At 44.4% G+C, this 16,360-nt stretch carries 17 protein-coding genes; 7 read left to right on the top strand and 10 right to left on the bottom strand.

Going from position 1 to position 16,360, the window contains the following annotated elements; all coding sequences use genetic code 11:
- Positions 1-70 precede the first annotated feature (70 nt).
- The 3 genes from C6Y39_RS11800 to purM are packed head-to-tail and all read right to left on the bottom strand — an operon-like array spanning position 71 to position 2,464.
- The gene (locus tag C6Y39_RS11800; RefSeq protein WP_240618876.1) at positions 71-817 is read right to left on the bottom strand and encodes a DUF3108 domain-containing protein; all 747 of its coding nucleotides are present in this window, start codon (positions 815-817) and stop codon (positions 71-73) included.
- Positions 777-1,427, bottom strand: coding sequence for a phosphoribosylglycinamide formyltransferase (purN, locus tag C6Y39_RS11795; protein WP_105931418.1), 651 nt, complete (start codon positions 1,425-1,427; stop codon positions 777-779). Before purN ends, C6Y39_RS11800 begins: the two co-directional genes overlap by 41 nt.
- On the bottom strand, positions 1,424-2,464 hold the full coding sequence (gene purM / locus C6Y39_RS11790) for a phosphoribosylformylglycinamidine cyclo-ligase (RefSeq protein ID WP_105931417.1): 1,041 nt from the start codon (positions 2,462-2,464) through the stop codon (positions 1,424-1,426). Before purM ends, purN begins: the two co-directional genes overlap by 4 nt.
- Positions 2,465-2,765: 301 nt before the next feature.
- Between purM and C6Y39_RS11785 the strand changes: the two genes are divergently transcribed.
- Both C6Y39_RS11785 and hda read left to right on the top strand, forming a co-directional pair.
- On the top strand, positions 2,766-4,205 hold the full coding sequence (locus C6Y39_RS11785; RefSeq protein ID WP_105931416.1) for a DUF2066 domain-containing protein: 1,440 nt from the start codon (positions 2,766-2,768) through the stop codon (positions 4,203-4,205).
- A gap of 6 nt (positions 4,206-4,211) precedes the next feature.
- Positions 4,212-4,955, top strand: coding sequence for a DnaA regulatory inactivator Hda (hda, locus tag C6Y39_RS11780; protein ID WP_105931415.1), 744 nt, complete (start codon positions 4,212-4,214; stop codon positions 4,953-4,955).
- 74 nt (positions 4,956-5,029) lie between these two features.
- Here hda and C6Y39_RS11775 read toward each other — a convergent pair whose 3' ends face one another.
- The 4 genes from C6Y39_RS11775 to arsC form a co-directional block, all read right to left on the bottom strand.
- Entirely contained in the window at positions 5,030-6,997 is a 1,968-nt protein-coding gene (locus tag C6Y39_RS11775) for a hypothetical protein (RefSeq protein ID WP_105931414.1), read from the bottom strand.
- Between the two features lie 94 nt (positions 6,998-7,091).
- Positions 7,092-7,514 carry a DUF2069 domain-containing protein gene (locus C6Y39_RS11770; RefSeq protein ID WP_105931413.1) on the bottom strand — a complete coding sequence of 141 codons (423 nt, stop codon included), beginning with the start codon at positions 7,512-7,514 and terminating at the stop codon, positions 7,092-7,094.
- A gap of 50 nt (positions 7,515-7,564) precedes the next feature.
- Positions 7,565-8,167 carry an NAD(P)H:quinone oxidoreductase gene (gene wrbA / locus C6Y39_RS11765; RefSeq protein ID WP_105931412.1) on the bottom strand — a complete coding sequence of 201 codons (603 nt, stop codon included), beginning with the start codon at positions 8,165-8,167 and terminating at the stop codon, positions 7,565-7,567.
- Complete coding sequence (arsC, locus tag C6Y39_RS11760; RefSeq protein WP_105931411.1) at positions 8,167-8,520, bottom strand: arsenate reductase (glutaredoxin); 354 nt, start codon at positions 8,518-8,520, stop codon at positions 8,167-8,169. The genes wrbA and arsC overlap by 1 nt, the downstream gene beginning before the upstream one ends.
- 231 nt (positions 8,521-8,751) lie before the next feature.
- On the opposite strand from arsC, the gene C6Y39_RS11755 reads away from it, so the two are divergent.
- Positions 8,752-9,264 (top strand): TlpA family protein disulfide reductase, encoded by a 513-nt coding sequence (locus C6Y39_RS11755; RefSeq protein WP_105931410.1) that lies wholly within the window; start codon positions 8,752-8,754, stop codon positions 9,262-9,264.
- Between the two features lie 10 nt (positions 9,265-9,274).
- On the opposite strand, the gene bepA is transcribed toward C6Y39_RS11755, so the two are convergent.
- Complete coding sequence (gene bepA, locus C6Y39_RS11750; RefSeq protein ID WP_105931409.1) at positions 9,275-10,738, bottom strand: beta-barrel assembly-enhancing protease; 1,464 nt, start codon at positions 10,736-10,738, stop codon at positions 9,275-9,277.
- A gap of 326 nt (positions 10,739-11,064) precedes the next feature.
- Here bepA and C6Y39_RS11745 point away from each other — a divergent pair, with 326 nt between their 5' ends.
- Positions 11,065-12,138 carry an AI-2E family transporter gene (locus tag C6Y39_RS11745; protein WP_105931408.1) on the top strand — a complete coding sequence of 358 codons (1,074 nt, stop codon included), beginning with the start codon at positions 11,065-11,067 and terminating at the stop codon, positions 12,136-12,138.
- A 122-nt stretch (positions 12,139-12,260) separates the two neighbouring features.
- Here the strand turns inward: C6Y39_RS11745 and bcp are convergent, their stop codons facing one another.
- On the bottom strand, positions 12,261-12,725 hold the full coding sequence (gene bcp / locus C6Y39_RS11740; protein WP_105931407.1) for a thioredoxin-dependent thiol peroxidase: 465 nt from the start codon (positions 12,723-12,725) through the stop codon (positions 12,261-12,263).
- Complete coding sequence (locus tag C6Y39_RS11735) at positions 12,703-13,266, bottom strand: glycine cleavage system transcriptional repressor (protein WP_105931406.1); 564 nt, start codon at positions 13,264-13,266, stop codon at positions 12,703-12,705. The genes bcp and C6Y39_RS11735 overlap by 23 nt, the downstream gene beginning before the upstream one ends.
- A 178-nt stretch (positions 13,267-13,444) precedes the next feature.
- On the opposite strand from C6Y39_RS11735, the gene dapA reads away from it, so the two are divergent.
- Genes dapA through purC form a run of 3 tightly spaced genes read left to right on the top strand, consistent with a single transcriptional unit; the run spans position 13,445 to position 16,171 of the window.
- Positions 13,445-14,329: a 4-hydroxy-tetrahydrodipicolinate synthase gene (dapA, locus tag C6Y39_RS11730; RefSeq protein WP_105931405.1), complete on the top strand. Its 885-nt coding sequence runs from the start codon at positions 13,445-13,447 to the stop codon at positions 14,327-14,329.
- A 12-nt stretch (positions 14,330-14,341) separates the two neighbouring features.
- Positions 14,342-15,445, top strand: a complete 1,104-nt coding sequence (gene bamC, locus C6Y39_RS11725) for an outer membrane protein assembly factor BamC (RefSeq protein WP_105931404.1) — start codon at positions 14,342-14,344, stop codon at positions 15,443-15,445.
- A gap of 12 nt (positions 15,446-15,457) precedes the next feature.
- Complete coding sequence (gene purC / locus C6Y39_RS11720; protein WP_105931403.1) at positions 15,458-16,171, top strand: phosphoribosylaminoimidazolesuccinocarboxamide synthase; 714 nt, start codon at positions 15,458-15,460, stop codon at positions 16,169-16,171.
- Positions 16,172-16,360 lie beyond the last annotated feature (189 nt).

Raw genomic sequence — 16,360 nt, 5'->3', positions numbered from 1 at the left:
GCGCGTTTTTGTATTGAATGTAAAAGGCAACGAGGGTTCGAGGGCAGCAAAGGCCACTCATCAAGTCAGGTTACTGCATTTCGAACGATCTGAGTTTAATATCGCCTTGTTCGTCACCTTCTTTAAACTGTTGCAGTCTAACAAGCGTGTAGTTGAGTGATGGTGCAAACCAAGCAAACGTTTCTCTCGTTTTCGATTCTCGAATAAGCTTTACCTTCACTGTTTCTATTTTGCCATACGGTAAAGACAGCACTTCTTCGTCTACAACTTGAACGCCGTAGTGCCTTAGCTCGCCACGATAGTTCACAAAATTATAGTCTAGCGATGTTTCACCTTGCGCTAAGCGTTTAGCGAGGTCGATTCGGTAAATTTGGTTATCGAACTCGCCGTTCCATTCAAACGTGTCGCCGTTTTCGACTGAAATTTTACCGTCGCCATGATGGCTAAACGTTACTTTCAATTCTTTATCCGGACCGGTGCCTGAGCGATTATAGTAGTACTCAGAGGGAACAACCGTATTATCATCTATAGTGAAAATAGAATGTTCACTGCGCTTGTCCGACAAAAAGAATTTAGACACTTTAGACGTATAAATAAGCGAATATTGCTGATTGCCTAATTCAGAAAGCTCTATGTTTGCTTCACCGACATCGTCGCCCCACTTATAAGCGGTATAGGTCGCTTTATAGGGCTGAAGTGGTAATTGTGCAGTACTGTCTGTCTGGGCGGCGGCTACATTCAGCGATATAGCCAAAAGAAAACTCAGCCCGAGAGGTTTAGTCGTTTGCATAACCAGATTCTGGAAGTTCTTGCTCATCTAAAACTGCCTTATTGTTTCGCATCGAAAGTCGACCGGCACTAAACCAAGATAGCACAAGCGGATAAATGCGGCGTTCTTGTTCCTGAACACGCTCAGCCAAATCGCTGGCGGTGTCTTCTTCAAACACCGGTACGCGACTTTGAATGATAACTGGGCCACCATCAAGTTCTGGCGTAACAAAGTGCACGCTTACACCGTGTTCTTCGTCGCCATTGTCAATAGCTCTCTGATGCGTATTCAATCCTTTGTACTTCGGCAACAAAGATGGGTGAATGTTCACTAATTTTCCAGTGAAGCTGTCTACAAATTCTGGCGTTAATATACGCATGAAGCCTGCAAGCACTACGCAGTCGGCACCAAAAGCATTAATTTGGGCTTTGAGGGCTTCGTCGTAAGACTCTCTGGAGTCGAAGGTAGTGTGATCTAAGCATACCGCTTCGATCCCAGCTTCTTTAGCACGCTCTAACCCGTAAGCATTCGGTCTGTTGCTGATAACACCACTTATTTGGGCGTTGAGACGCCCAGCCGTTATCTCGTCAATAATTGCTTGTAAATTACTTCCGTTTCCAGAAATAAGCACACATAGTTTGGTTACAGGATTACTCACGCGTTGATCTCTACTTGCTCATCGCCGTCTTTAGCTGCGATATCGCCAATAACCCACGCATTTTCACCGTGCTGCTTCAGAATATCCAATGCCTGGTCTGTATCTGTCTCGTCAACAACGATAACTAGGCCCACGCCACAGTTAAAGGTGCGATACATTTCATGACGCGTAACGTTTCCGTTTTCTTGTAACCAAGAGAAAATTTCAGGCCATGTCCACGTGCTTTCATCAATAACCACTTTCGCATCTTCAGGCAGCACGCGAGGGATATTTTCCCAAAAACCACCGCCAGTAATGTGTGAAATAGCACTTACCTTTACTTCTTCAAGTAGCGCTAATACTGACTTAACATAAATGCGTGTTGGCGCTAATAAGTGATCAATAATTGGCTTGCCACTTAAATCTGCATTAACGTCTGCGCCGCTTACTTCAATAATTTTTCTTACTAATGAATAGCCGTTTGAGTGCGGACCCGATGAACCAAGGGCAATCAGTTTTTGACCAGGTTTGACATTGGTTCCGTCAATAACGTTGTCGGCTTCAACGACACCGACGCAAAAACCGGCAATGTCATAGTCGCCGTCGTGATACATGCCCGGCATTTCTGCGGTTTCACCACCAATTAGCGCGCAACCTGCTTGCTCACAGCCTGCGCCAATACCTGTTACCACAGACGCTGCAACATCCACATCGAGCTTACCAGTGGCATAGTAGTCTAGGAAAAACAGAGGCTCTGCACCTTGTACAATCAGGTCGTTTACACACATAGCTACTAAGTCGATACCAACGCCATCGTGACGATTTGCATCCATTGCTACTCTTAGTTTTGTACCCACGCCATCTGTACCCGAAACAAGTAGCGGCTTTTTATATTTAGTAGGCAGTTCGCATAAAGCACCAAAGCCGCCCAAATTACCTTTTACTTCTGGTCTATGGGTTTTCTTGGTAACAGATTTAATGCGTTCAACAAGTTGATTACCTGCATCGATATCTACGCCTGCATCTTTGTAACTTAAAGAGGTTTTATTTTCGCTCACGGTTGGGCCCTGAAACTAAGAGGTAGAAAACCGCGGATTCTACCAGCAAGTCGGCACAAGTCCAATTTGTGACGGCTATTTTATGTGCTTTTTGATCTTTTTTATTTTATGGATGAAATTAAATGCAATATAAAAGACAATAGAACGCTACTTTTGGTGAACATCTTGCTTTATAAAATGTTTCACCTCAAAGGCAGAGGTATGCAGTGCGGCAGTTAAATCGTTTTATCGCGCAGCGGTATAGTCGATTAATGGCGGGTTAGCTAGGTAAGGATTTGATTTGAGAGAGTATGGAGTGTCAATGTTAACGGCAGTAAAACGCAATATCAGTGGGACCAACATAAAGAGAACACGTTCTAAATATATTGTAAGTCTTTCATTGATTGCATTGCTGAGCTATACAAGTTCTGCACTGGCTGCTCAGCGGGTTGTGGTGAACGAAGCGCAGATTCAGGTAGAAGACCAATCTCAGCGAACCCAACAAGCTGCCCAGAAAAAGGCATTGCAGCAAGTACTCGTGAAAATGTCTGGAAGTACACGTGTATTGGAAAATGCCGGCGTTCGTGCTGCGCTAACGTCACCTCAGTCTTTGCTTCGCTCTTACCGTTTTTCTTTCGAGAACGGCAAAACTTACTACGTCGCAGAATTTGACCAACCAAAGCTTAACGAATTACTGCAAAGAGAAATGCTTCCACTTTGGGGTGACAGGCGTCCAGAGACTATAGTGTGGCTGGCCAAAGAAGACGATAACGACGCCAGAGTCATTTTAGATGAGTCACTAGATACTGAACTACAGCGCGCCCTTAAACAAACGGCAAAAGAGCGAGGCGTTCCCCTTAGTTTGCCGCTTATGGATCTCACCGACAGTGTGAATATTTCTTCTTTTGACGTATGGGGGCGTTTCGCCGGTCCATTGCGCAAGGCGTCCGCTCGTTACAGCGTAGATAACATCATAGGGGCTCGCGTATATCGCAATGACGCCAGTGCAATACCAGACCTACCTGAAAATGTTGTGCCATCGGGAACTGTTGAATCACTAGATGATGTGCTTCTTGATGAAACACAAAGCGATGAGCAGGGGGCTAAATCTTCGGAGCCTTCAGCAGGTGGTTCGAAGCCTTCAGCAGGCGGGCAAGACGGATTTAGTAGCGAAATAAACCCCATGCAAGATCAGCAGGCCACTCAGTACAACACGTTACAAGAAAAGACTCCAAGCGAGCCGTCGGATAGCGTGACGCCTTCACTGATTGATTCTAGCAGCAACACAACCCTTCCATTTACCATGGATGAATTTGCTGATTATGCGAAACGTGCTAGCGAAGGTGAATACGCACTTGATTGGGTGTTCATAGGCGGTGGCAAGGTCAGTTACGGCAGTATTTATGGGGATTCTCCCGAAGCATTAGGCAGTCAACTCATTGATGCTTACTCAAATTACCTATCTTCTCTTTATGCCATCGTTGGCATTGAGGCGTCAGAGCGTGAAGTGGTAAATGTATCGATCGCTAACATTGGATCAATAAGCAGCTATGCCTCCGCAACCGATTATCTCAACAGTTTAAGCGTTATCGAAAACGCGTCGTTAATTGAGCAATCAGGCACTGTGGCCACTTATTCATTGACACTAATTGGCACCTATGACGATTTACTCAACAGTATAAAACTTGAGAGTAAACTTCGTCCTGTTACTGATACGTACGGACAAACCGTTGAAGGGCACAGTTTCTATTGGAGTAACTAATTTAGCATGCAACTGCCTTTGCCAGTAACGCTACCCGTTGACGAGAACTTCGATAGTTTCGTTAATACGGGCAATGAAGAAGTGGTTTCGATACTTGAGCAGATCGCCGCTGGGCTTCCAGATTGGCGGGAGTCTAACGAGTTAGGGCCATTATCGTCACTTCAGTTACCCTTGCTCACTCTATTAGGAAGCAGTGCTACTGGTAAAAGTCATTTGCTGTTCGCCACGTGTCATCAATTGGCCGATAAAGCAGTAAGTCACCTCTATCTAAATTTGAATGATTACCAGTCATGGTCACACGACATTTTTGAGGGGCTTGAAAACCTCTCACTCATCGCGCTCGATAATATTCACGCAATTTCCGGTGATATGGTGTGGGAAGAAGCACTATTTGACTTGCTCAACAGGGTTGTCGAAACCAAGCGCGCATTGGTTATATGCACTAGTCACCTCGGCCCGTCTAACCCTGCGTTTATACTTCCCGACCTGCGGTCCCGCCTTGCTTGGGGTGTGATATATCATGTGAACCAACTCGATGATGCTGGGCGAGAAGAGGCGGTTCGCCTTCGTGCGGAAGAACGCGGATTGAAACTTTCTAAACAAGCGCGACAGTTTCTTTTACATCACAGTGAACGAGATTTAAAAAGCTTGATGTCGTTACTGGCACGATTAGACACACGTTCTTTGCAAGAACAAAAGCGTCTTTCAGTTGCTATGGTTAAGCGAGAATTGGATCTCGGTGAACAGTGACCCTTTAAAGGCTATATTACCGACACTTTCATCAACCAACTGAAACGCAACAAACTCGTTCAATAAACAATACCTTACCGATGCCCATTTCTGTCGCTGAGTCGTGATGTAGTTTTGAATTCTTCACTAACCGTCATGGTATTCTCTTTGTCTACGTCAATTATTGCTTCGGCAGCATTAATCAATACGCTAACTCCTGCTGCTTGTTCATCTGGGTTCACACTAGATGCAGAGTCACGCCAAGTGATGTTAGTAGGGAGCATGAAAGGAGCAGGCAATGAAGCCTGAATGGTAGGAACGTCCAAATCAGGCAACAATCTACTTGCTACGTAGTCGAGGCGCATGGTGACATTGTCATCACTTATGCGATTGCGCTGCGCCCAGGTCGGTACAAAAGTGCCATCGTCTAGCGTATCCCGTGTAAATACGCCAACGTCTGCTTCGGCGCTCAAGCGGTACAGCATCATAAAGCGTTCAAAGAGCATAGCAAGGTCTTCGCGTTCGGTGAAGTAAGCATAGAAATCTACCGCACCATCGTCCCCGAACCAATTGGCAACTTGTTGAGCAGTGTAATTGCGCTGCGCATTTGATGCTGTAGCCCCACCGAACCTTACGTCCGCCAGTGCGTGAAGTTGGGAAGAAGTAAGAGGCAGGGCAGACGTCAACCCTGTTGAAATTGGAGAGCGGTCATCATAAGACGAAAGCGGGCTTGCGCTATCACTTAATTGTTGCCACTCGGTATAGTCAAAAAAGTCGTTGGCGTGCGCGAGTTCATGATACAACAGGTAGCTCAACGCTGCCTCAACATCAGCTCCGTTTCTAGGCTGCCGTTGGGCTACATTTGATGTGCTGATAATTGGAAAATAATATTCACCATTTTTTACGTAGCGCCACGTTGTAGTAAAGTCGAGTTCGTTACCGAAACCACTTCTATAATCCGGGCGCGTATTCAACGTATCCCGTTCTTGGGGTGTTCGCCAAAAATTATTCCCGTCCAGATAAATAGCGCCCGTAGCCACCCAATAAAACGAGGGGCGAATATCGTATGAGATAACCACGGCCGTTGTTGCTCGAAAAAGCTTCAGCATATCCTCTTGGGTGGCTGAAGTTTCCAAAAAGTCTTTGAAAGCATCACCCATCCAAGGGTGAGACACATACGTTCTATCTAAAATATCGTCTATGGTTGGGTTTTCAGTTACCTGGCCGATCAGTGGTAAGCTTGAAAACGAGCAGCTATTTGCCACCTGATTATTGTAAACACACGCTTTTAGCGCCTCGGCGTAGGGGCTGTTTGTGCGATAGGGCATCATGTGGGCGCTAACGGTTTCGGGAAGACCTGTTTCGTCGTCTACAAAAAATCCGTTGTTGTTGATATCAATATTTTTTACAAGTACTTGCGCTGTGTCCGAAAGCGCCTCGCCATTAGACAACATAACGGTACTTTCTATTTCTATTACGCTATCGCTATTGACGTTAGGCGCTTGAAAATAAATTGAGTGAGAGTAATCGCCATCATCATAGGTAAATTGACTCACTGATGGTCCGGACTTCTGACGCCATTCAATGGCAGTGATCGCTAAGTTACCTGCGTTTACTGTATCTACACGCAAGGAAACTCGACCGCCCTCAGAGGCTTCATGCCCGAGGCGTAAGGCGGCTAGTGGTGCGTTATTTTCGGCGACCTGTAGCGTGATACTGTCAGTCAACCGAGAACCATTTACAAGCTCAGCGTTAACCGTTATGTCGTAGCTACCGGCAGAAAGGGCGTCAAAGCCAATTGCTTGCGTATGCGCGTTGAGCGGTTGTTGTGAGAGGCCTGCAACTTGCCATTCTATACTGCTTATCTCTGCACCCGCTGGGGCTGATACAGCAAAATCGACGGAATCACCCGCTATCGCACTCTCAGCGCCTAAAATGTTTATCGATAACGGAGCTGTGGGCGTTGAAGGTGGGGCATTATCGTTAGAACCTGATCCGCCACAGGCGGTAAGAAACGTTAATGGTACTAAAAGCCACACTAACACTGGCACTTTGCACTTCATTTTAACCCCTCGTAAAATTCAACACTGTAGGCCCGCACTTACTCATTACCGGGCATTATTTCTGAGTGCTATTTCTGAGCATTATTTCTGGGTATTACTGCGAGCCCTGCTCAAAGCGCGCTTTTTCTTCTTCCATTTCGTCTTTTAGCTTTTTAATACCTAAGCCAAGCTCTCTGCCACGTTTTCTTGCAAATGCGGCACAGCCAACGAACATACCCGTACACAGCAGTATTTCTACCACAGCATACCAACGTTCATCGGGAACAGCATAGGCTACAGTACAACCGTGAATAAGATAAAAAAGTACGACAAAGTTGGCCCACGCATGTGTATATGGCTTACCCTTTAATACGCCCCAATAAGGTAACAATAAAGGCAAAATGTAAAATAGGGCAATAAATAGTGGCGAGTACGTATGCATTTTAGTAAACGTAAATTGCCATAATGTTATCCAAACAATAAGCCCAGTGTGACTGACGAGTGCTAGATAGCGAAAAAAACGCGTATCTGATGCCATGTTAATTCTCCGATGAAATTGTGTTTCAAATTGTCTTTAAAATTTCGCTATTAGGTTTTTTGCTCAAGCTTTTTCGCCAGCATGGCCAGACGCTTGCCCTGCGCAAGGCATAATGCTTTTTCATCTGCGCTGAGCCTTTCAGGTGTTGTTTGCCCTGAATGTGCCACATGCGTTACACCATAGGGCGAACCGCCCGTTGTGGTGCTGTGCAATTCCGGCTCGCTGTAAGGCAAACCGCAAATCACCATGCCATGATGCATAAGCGGGATCATCATTGAAAGAAGCGTAGATTCCTGGCCGCCATGCATAGATGAAGAAGACGTAAATACACATGCAGGCTTATTTATAAGCGAACCTTTTAACCATTGACTGCTGGTCGAATCTAAAAAGTGTTTTACAGGCGCAGCCATATTGCCAAAACGTGTAGGACTACCTAACGCCAGGCCGCTACACTGTTCAAGTTCTTGAAGCGTGACTTCTGGAACCATATCTGACGCGTTCGCCTCGGTCTCCTCATCCTGTGCGTCGTGAATACGCTTCACTGTGCGCACTATAACCGGCATATCCTCAGAAGAAACACCTTGTGCGATGGCATCGGCCAGTCGCTTAGTGCTGCCATGGCGGCTGTAATAAAGAACGAGTATAGGATGCACTATAGTATTTCCAAGACTGATTCGGGTGGACGGCCAATTCGCGCACTATCACCGTTAACAACGATTGGACGTTCTATCAACTTTGGTGTTGATGACATTGCCTCGAATAACGCATCGTCATTTACTGTGCTGTCACCCAAATTGGCGTCTTTATATTCGCTTTCTTTTGTACGCATCATCTCTCTAACCGATTCAACGTTAAGTTTTTTAAATATATCTTTTAGTTCTTGCACTGAGAGAGGGTGCTTTAAATACTCAACGATAACGGGCGAGATGCCTTGCTCTTGCAAAAGAGAAAGGGTTTGTCTGCTCTTTGAGCAGCGCGGGTTATGGATAATCGTAATGGCCGTCATAGATGCTCCTATTTGAGTGATCCTTTGAATTGGCGCGAACTATTGCGTTTTTGCCAAAGAATATCAAGCAGTTTACCGTTAAGTGGCATAGAGCGTGCAAATTTCTACAAACGGAAATAGGGAAAGGTGAGTTATCGACGCACGTTGGTTGGTTAAAATTAGAATAGAGATAAAAAATGGAATCTGGCACTATATTTACAGGTAGCGCTATTAAACGAATAAGAACCTAATATGAGTGCGTCAGACACCCAATCCACTGTTGCGAAAGCCAGACTCTTCCTCTTTACGCTATTAATTGCGTGTGCAGCTCTCGCCGGTTTATTTACCTATCAATACCTTCAGCACGATTTTGAAACTTTAGATGGAAAAACATATCGCTGGAAAGGGTTAGAGGGGCAGTGGATAGTCGTAAATTATTTCGCCCCCTGGTGCGCGCCATGCCTTCGTGAAATGCCCGAATTAGCGATTTTCAATTCATCGTTGCCAGAAAAAACGCAACTTTTTGCGATTAATTACGACCCAAAATCTGCAAGCGAACTGGCTGAAATGACAAAGGAGTTTAATATTACCATTCCTGTTATCGTCAGTTCACAGGACACGAAACTGCCGATGAAAAAGCCACCTTACTTGCCAGCCACATTTATCATTGGGCCAGACGGGAAGGTAATTGATACCATTATGGGAGAGTTAACCGCTGCTCACTTAAAACAGCGGCTCGAAACACTCAAAGGCGCCAATGAATAAGGGAAAGGCGCTAAAGCCTTTCTAGCCTTTCTTCCTGGTCTCTAAACTGCTTTATTCGTGCCCTTATTCGTTGCTTTTCTAAATGGTCTTCGCCAGCAAAGTTATAGGCATACTGTAACTCATCCACAGCACGGTTATAGGCGCCGTAGAGGGCATAGACTTCAGCTTTGCTCTGATGCATTTGAGAAAAGCGCTTGGACTTCTGATACGCTTCGCTCATTAATTGATGCGCAATTTGATAATCTTTCTTTACAAGTAAAAAGTCTTTAAGCAAGGAAATTGCATCGTCGTATTTTTGCGCACTGATATATGCATTCGCTTGATTAAGTGCCAACACTTGATTTCTAGGGTTATGCGTAACGTGCGGGCTCAGTAATTCAACAGCTTTAAGCGGTTCACCGAGTGAAATATAAATGTCGGTCAAAGCGTCAAGATAGAAAAGGTTATTGCTATCACCTGCAATAAGCTCGTCCATTATGTTTTTAGCTTTCTCGGTCTGTTCTTCACGCATGTAGGCCAGTGCCAGCCCATAAAGCGATGCTTCTTTGCTACGCTGAACGTTTTGTTGCACTGCGGCTTCAAAATACTCAACCGCGTAATCGGCTTTGAATGAATAACGGGCTTTGATACGTGCTTTGGCCAATTCAAATTGCTTATTAATTGGGAGATATCTGCGCGGGTAGTCTCCAGCTCTACTTCTTGCATCAGCAATACGTGTTTCCGTTAATGGGTGCGTAAGAAGGCGCGCAGGCGGTCGTGAGACCATGCGGTACTCTTCGGCCATGGTAGAAAAGAATGAAGCGGCAGCAGTAGGGTCAAAGCCTGCTCTAGCTAACATGGAAATACCAATTCGGTCGGCTTCTTGCTCATTGGTTCGGGTATAATCAATTTGTAGCTGAGCAGATGCTGCAGAGCCGGCCTGCATTGCTGCAATACCTGCTTCTGGATTAGCCATGGCAATAAGCACACCACCAATAAGTGACGCCAACGCCAGCGGTGATGAACGCTGCTGCGCCTGCATACGCCGGGCTATGTGTCTTTGAGTAACGTGCGAAATTTCGTGTGCTAGCACAGAGGCTAATTCGCTTTCATTTTCTGCTCGTCGCATCAATCCGGTATGAACGCCAATGTGTCCGCCAAAAAATGCGAACGCGTTAATCGCATCATTGTTCACCCAAAAAAATTCAAAGGGAAATTTAGCATTGTCGGCATGAACAACTAAACGGTTTCCTAAATCCTGTAGGTATTCGTCCAACACAGGGTCTGATATAACAGGGCTTTGTCCGCGCATTTGACGCATGACGGCGTCGCCCACAATCATCTCTTTATCGAGTGATATGGCATCTGAGGCAACAACGCCAATTTCAGGAAGCGCGTTTTTATTGCTGTATTTGGCATCTTGTGCAACAGCCGTTAAGCTCGAAGTGAGCATGAAGGAAAGGGCAAACAAAGATGCTGAAAACTTTTTTCTCATGAACCTACAATCATTGTACACGTTTAATACTGCATAACGCTTAGAGCGCTAAGTTGCTAAACAGTTTCAAATTTTATTTTTTCTTACATGCATTCATCTTGGATAGACATAATGCCGAAGTTGACTCGCTTATACTATGTTATTTAAAGCAAACTCTGTTTCTTTTAACAATATTTACTTAAAAACAGCTGAGTACCCAACAATACATACGATAAAATCATCATACCAGTTTGATTTTCAAAGATTCTTAAGTTCTCCTTATTGCTAACTGCTAGTGCTATCAACTATGATGCGTGTCCTATTCTTAGTAATTTCTGGGCGTTTATATGATTAGCGTTTTTGGTCGTTGGTACCGACGCAAATTTTCCGATCCTGATGCAGCGATGCTGCTAATTCTTATTCTCTTAACTACGGCCGTCTTGCTGTTATGGGGTGGATTAATCATGCCGGTGCTGGTAGCGGCAGTGATTGCCTATTTACTAGACTGGCCGGTTTGCAGACTGGTAAATATTGGCGTAGGAAGAACCGTTGCTTGCGGGATCGTGATGTTAGGTTTTATTACCATCACTATTTTTACGCTTATCGGTTTAGTGCCCATCATATCAAAACAAAGCGTTAATCTTATCCAAGAGACCCCGCTTATTTGGCAAAAGGCCCAAGAGTGGATATTAACGCTACCTGAAAAATATCCTGACTATGTGCAGGTATATCAAATACATCAAATGATGGAAGGGCTTAACGAAAAGCTTGTTGAAGTGGGCGAAACCCTTATTTCCGCATCGTTTAGTAACATTGCCAACTTTGCTGCGCTGCTTGTATACATGATACTCGTGCCTTTAATGGTATTTTTCATGTTGAAAGATAAGCTTTTCTTCTTAGAGAGCATATCTCGTTTGCTACCAAAAGAGCGCCGGCTAATCACCCAGGTTGGTCACGAGATGAACGCGCAAATTGCTAACTATATTCGCGGTAAAGTCATTGAGATCATTATTGTCGGTGCAGTAAGTTGCGTCACGTTTGTGTTGATGGATTTGCGCTATGCAATACTACTTGGCGTGTTGGTTGGCTTTTCTGTACTTATTCCCTACATCGGCGCGGCTGTGGTAACCATTCCCGTGGCGGTGGTAGCGATGTTTCAATGGGGAATATCCCCAGAGTTTTGGTATTTAATGATAGCCTACGGCATTATTCAGGCATTAGACGGCAACCTATTAGTGCCGCTGCTTTTCTCTGAAGCTGTAAGTTTGCATCCCCTTTATATTATTGTTGCGGTATTAGTGTTCGGTGGTTTGTGGGGTTTTTGGGGCGTGTTTTTCGCTATTCCATTGGCCACGCTGGTTAAGGCCGTGATAACGGCTTGGTCGAGTAATCCAGTTGTCATACCCGAACATGCTGAATAACGTTGTCACAGTTGCTTCAAGTGCCATGAAGATTGTGGTGATGATGGCAATGTGATGACAAATAAAAAAGCCTCGGGCGTTTTAAACGCCCGAGGCTTTTTTGAATATCTTGCCAAGTGGTCTTAGCTATTTAAGTAATCTAAAACCACGGTGTGGTGGTCTTTTGTTTTAAATTTATTAAATACGTGTTCCACAACGCCATTTTCATCAATCAAGAATGTTAGACGGTGAATGCCATCATATTCTTTGCCCATGAATTTTTTAGGGCCCCATACGCCAAACGCGTCTGCAACGGCGTGATCTTCGTCAGAAAGCAGCGTAAAGTTCAGGTTTTCTTTCTCGATAAACTTTGGAAGACGTTTAACCGCATCAGGACTAATCCCAAGAACAACCACATTTTTATCTTGGAGTTCTTGGTTTACATCTCGTAAACCCTGTGCCTGAACAGTGCATCCTGGCGTCATGGCTTTAGGGTAAAAATACACTAATACTTTTTTGCCCTTGAAATCGCTAAGGGAAACGGTTTGATCATCTTGGTTCTGCAATGAGAATTGCGGCGCATTATCACCAGCTTGTAACGTTTTCATTGGGATCCTTTTTCTGTTTGTCTACTACTTTGCCCGTCACGTTTAACGAAGCAAACAGGGCCATTAGATCAGTTTCTAAACTGTCCACGTTTTCATCGGAAGGAAGAGAGACCACGAATTTACATCGCATATTGTCCTTACCGGTTACTTTATCCTTAAAAGTGCGCTGCCGAAATGCGCTTATCATGGCGTGTCGTTCTGCAAAAAAGCCTGTTACAGACTTAATAAGACCCGCAGCATCTTCACCACTAAATTCAACGTTAAAAAGATGGGCTAAGTTCTGTTTTTCATGGTGACTTGTTCGCTTCATCATCGATAGCAAATTAAGTCGCTGGAACAGAGCTGGTAGAAAACACTCCGCCTTGGTAATTGCGCTTTGTGTCCCTTCAATAATCATGGTCAAAGAGAATTCTTTGCCATAGATGGCTTGTCGACTATCAAGAATATTGCACTGCGCTTCTGATACTGTTGTAGCAATTTCACTTAATATGCCTGTATTGTCTGTACCTAGAATGGTGACGATAAGTTGGTGTTTCGACATCTACTTCACTTCAATGGTAACAATGACGGGATGTTAGCACAGAGTTTTTTTAGAAGTCAGTGCATTTTTGTTGCCTTTGAATAAGATATTGTCAAATTCTTGTCATTTTACATGCGCTATTACTTGTGTTTAAGCACTGACATATTTACCATGTGCGCTCACATTTTGCGGAGAGATTATGTTTACTGGTAGTTACGTAGCACTCGTCACGCCGATGCTCGAAAACGGCGATATTGATTACAAGTCTTTAGAGAAACTTGTGAAGTTTCATGTAGAGCAGGGCACTCACGGTATAGTGTCAGTTGGTACTACTGGTGAGTCGGCAACGTTACCTTTTGATGAGCATATAAATGTAGTCAAAGAGACTGTTGCTATGGCGTCAGGTGCAATACCTGTTATCGCTGGTAGCGGTGCAAACTCTACTGCAGAAGCAATATTCCTCACGGAACAGCTAGGTTCAACAGGTATTGACGGCTTTTTAAGCGTGGTACCTTATTACAACAAGCCTCAGCAAGCCGGTATGGTTGCTCACTTCAATGCGATTGCAGACGCCAGTGATTTACCCGTTATTTTGTACAATGTACCCGGCCGCACAGTAGCTGATATGTTGCCTGAAACCGTTGCCACATTATCTGCGCATTCGAATATTGTTGGTTTGAAAGACGCAACTGGCAGTATTGAACGTCTTAAAGCAACGCAGCCTCTTGTACCGGATGATTTTGTATTGTTAAGCGGCGACGACGGCACCAGCTGCGAATTTATGCGTGAAGGTGGTCACGGCGTTATATCAGTGACGGCGAATATTGTACCTAAAGCCATTGCGCAAATGTGTGAAGCAGCGCTTGCTAAAGATTTTGACAAGTGTCGCGACATTGATGAAACAATCAAGTTGCTACACAGCGAACTATTTATAGAGCCAAATCCAGTAATGCCTAAGTGGGCGTTATATAAAATGGGCATGATGGAAAGTGCTGTTATGCGCTTACCAATGGTTTTACCGGAACTATCAAGCCAAAAACGTATCGAAGAACTACTAAAAAAATACGCATTGATTTCTGGTTAATAAGGAACACAGATGAAAAGAACGCTGGCTATAGCAAGTTCAGTAGCGATGGTTGCACTTGCAGGTTGTTCAAGCCAAATAGATAGAAAGACCGCGTCGGGCAGCTACGAATATTTAAAAACGAAAGAAGAGAAATCGTTAGAAGTACCTTCTGATCTAGAAAAGCCTACATTCTCACGGGAATTCGAAGTACCTGCATTAGGCGAGAATGCTGATGCTGATCTTGTTGGCAAGTCGCTGATGATACGCTCGCCCGCCTTAGTTTTGCCCCTTGTGACTGGCTCACATGTTGAAGAAGGTAAAAGTTCAGCCACGATTTGGTTTGACCAAGTCGATGACAGTCAGCCGTTAAGCCAAGCTATTTGGAATTCACTATTAAGCTTCTTGGACGAGCAGGGTATTGGTGTTGATAAATTCAGCCCTGAAGAAAAAGTGCTGGTTACTGACTGGATAGTGATTAAAAAAGAAATCGATGGTCCCTGGTACAGTTTTACTGATGAAGAAAGTGAAATAGGTGAGCGTTTCGAGTTTAAACTAGACGTAAAACCACACGGACGAAGTGCTGCGCTTACGGTAGACCTTAAAGATTACATGCAAACCTTGAATGGCGACGTGATTGCCGAAGTATCCTCTATGGAAGAACGTCGGGAAGAAGTCGAGGTGCTTAATCAAGTGATTGGTCATTACGAGTACCAAATTCAATTGGCTGAAACTCGACGCATTGCGCGTATACGTCAGGGTATTCAAACTGAGATGGGCTTCAATGACGACGGCGACGCCGCTTACATTGTTGAGGCGCAATATGACGTAGCGTGGCCTAGAATGTTGCTTGTGCTGCGTAAACTTGGTTTTGATGTAAAAGATTTAGATAAATCTAACGGCTTGCTCTTTGTCACCTATAATGGAGATCAAGGTAGCTGGTGGGATGGTTTATTCTCAGGTGATGATCAACTCCTTAAGAAGGGCGATTATCGCTTGAAAGTTGCAAAAGCGGGTGCAGATCGCACATCAGTGACTTTCATGAATAATGAAAGCGTGCCGTTTGAAGCAAATCAGGTTTCCGACCTTTACAGCGCTTTCGCTGAGGTCATGTCAGAAGATAATCTTGATATATAACTGAGACTGAGAATGGAAAAACGCGACGAGCTTTACCGCGGTAAAGCAAAAACTGTTTATTACACTGATGATAGCGATAAATTGATCCTTCACTTTAGAAACGACACTTCGGCGTTTGACGGTGAAAAAATTGAGCAGTTAGATCGCAAGGGTGAAGTGAATAATAAGTTTAATCACTTTATTATGACGAAGCTTGAAGAGGCTGGTATTGCAACGCAAGTTGAAGCACTGGTGTCTGATACTGAGTCTTTAGTTAAAAAGCTCGACATGATCCCCGTTGAGTGTGTGGTGAGAAACTTGTCTGCGGGTTCATTGGTTCGCCGACTAGGTGTTGAGGAAGGTAAAGAACTGAATCCACCTATTTTCGAGTTTTTCCTTAAAAACGATGCGCTGCACGACCCTATGGTTAATGATTACCATATTTTATCGTTTGGCTGGGCCACAGAGTCTCAAATTGCTGAGATGAAAGCATTAACGTTCAAAGTGAACAGCGTGCTGAAAGCGCTGTTTGATGAAGCGGGTATGTTACTTGTAGACTACAAACTAGAGTTTGGCGTTGATAAAGATGGCAATATTGTTTTAGGTGATGAATTCACGCCAGATGGCTGTCGACTATGGGATAAAGAAACCCGTAAGAAGATGGACAAAGACAGATTCAGACAAGGCTTAGGCTCTGTCGTAGAGACCTATATAGAAGTGGCAGAACGTTTAGGCTTATCGCTATAACTGGAACAACTTCTTCAGTTAATTTTCAAAAAGAGGACCAAAAGGTCCTCTTTTTTATTCCGGTTTTACGAATAAGTTATACCAGTCCGCATAGATCCCTACGAACTCAGCGAGAGTTAAAATGTTCGTAATCGCTGCGTGTTAAAGCAGGTACAGTGGGTTTATATCGAGGTGGTATAATAGAGAGCA

Origin of the sequence: Alteromonas gracilis, from assembly GCF_002993325.1 — a bacterium.
GTDB classification, from domain to species: Bacteria; Pseudomonadota; Gammaproteobacteria; order Enterobacterales; family Alteromonadaceae; genus Alteromonas; species Alteromonas gracilis.
Note: the sequence above shows the minus strand (reverse complement) of the source record. Positions and strands in the feature narration are given on the sequence as shown.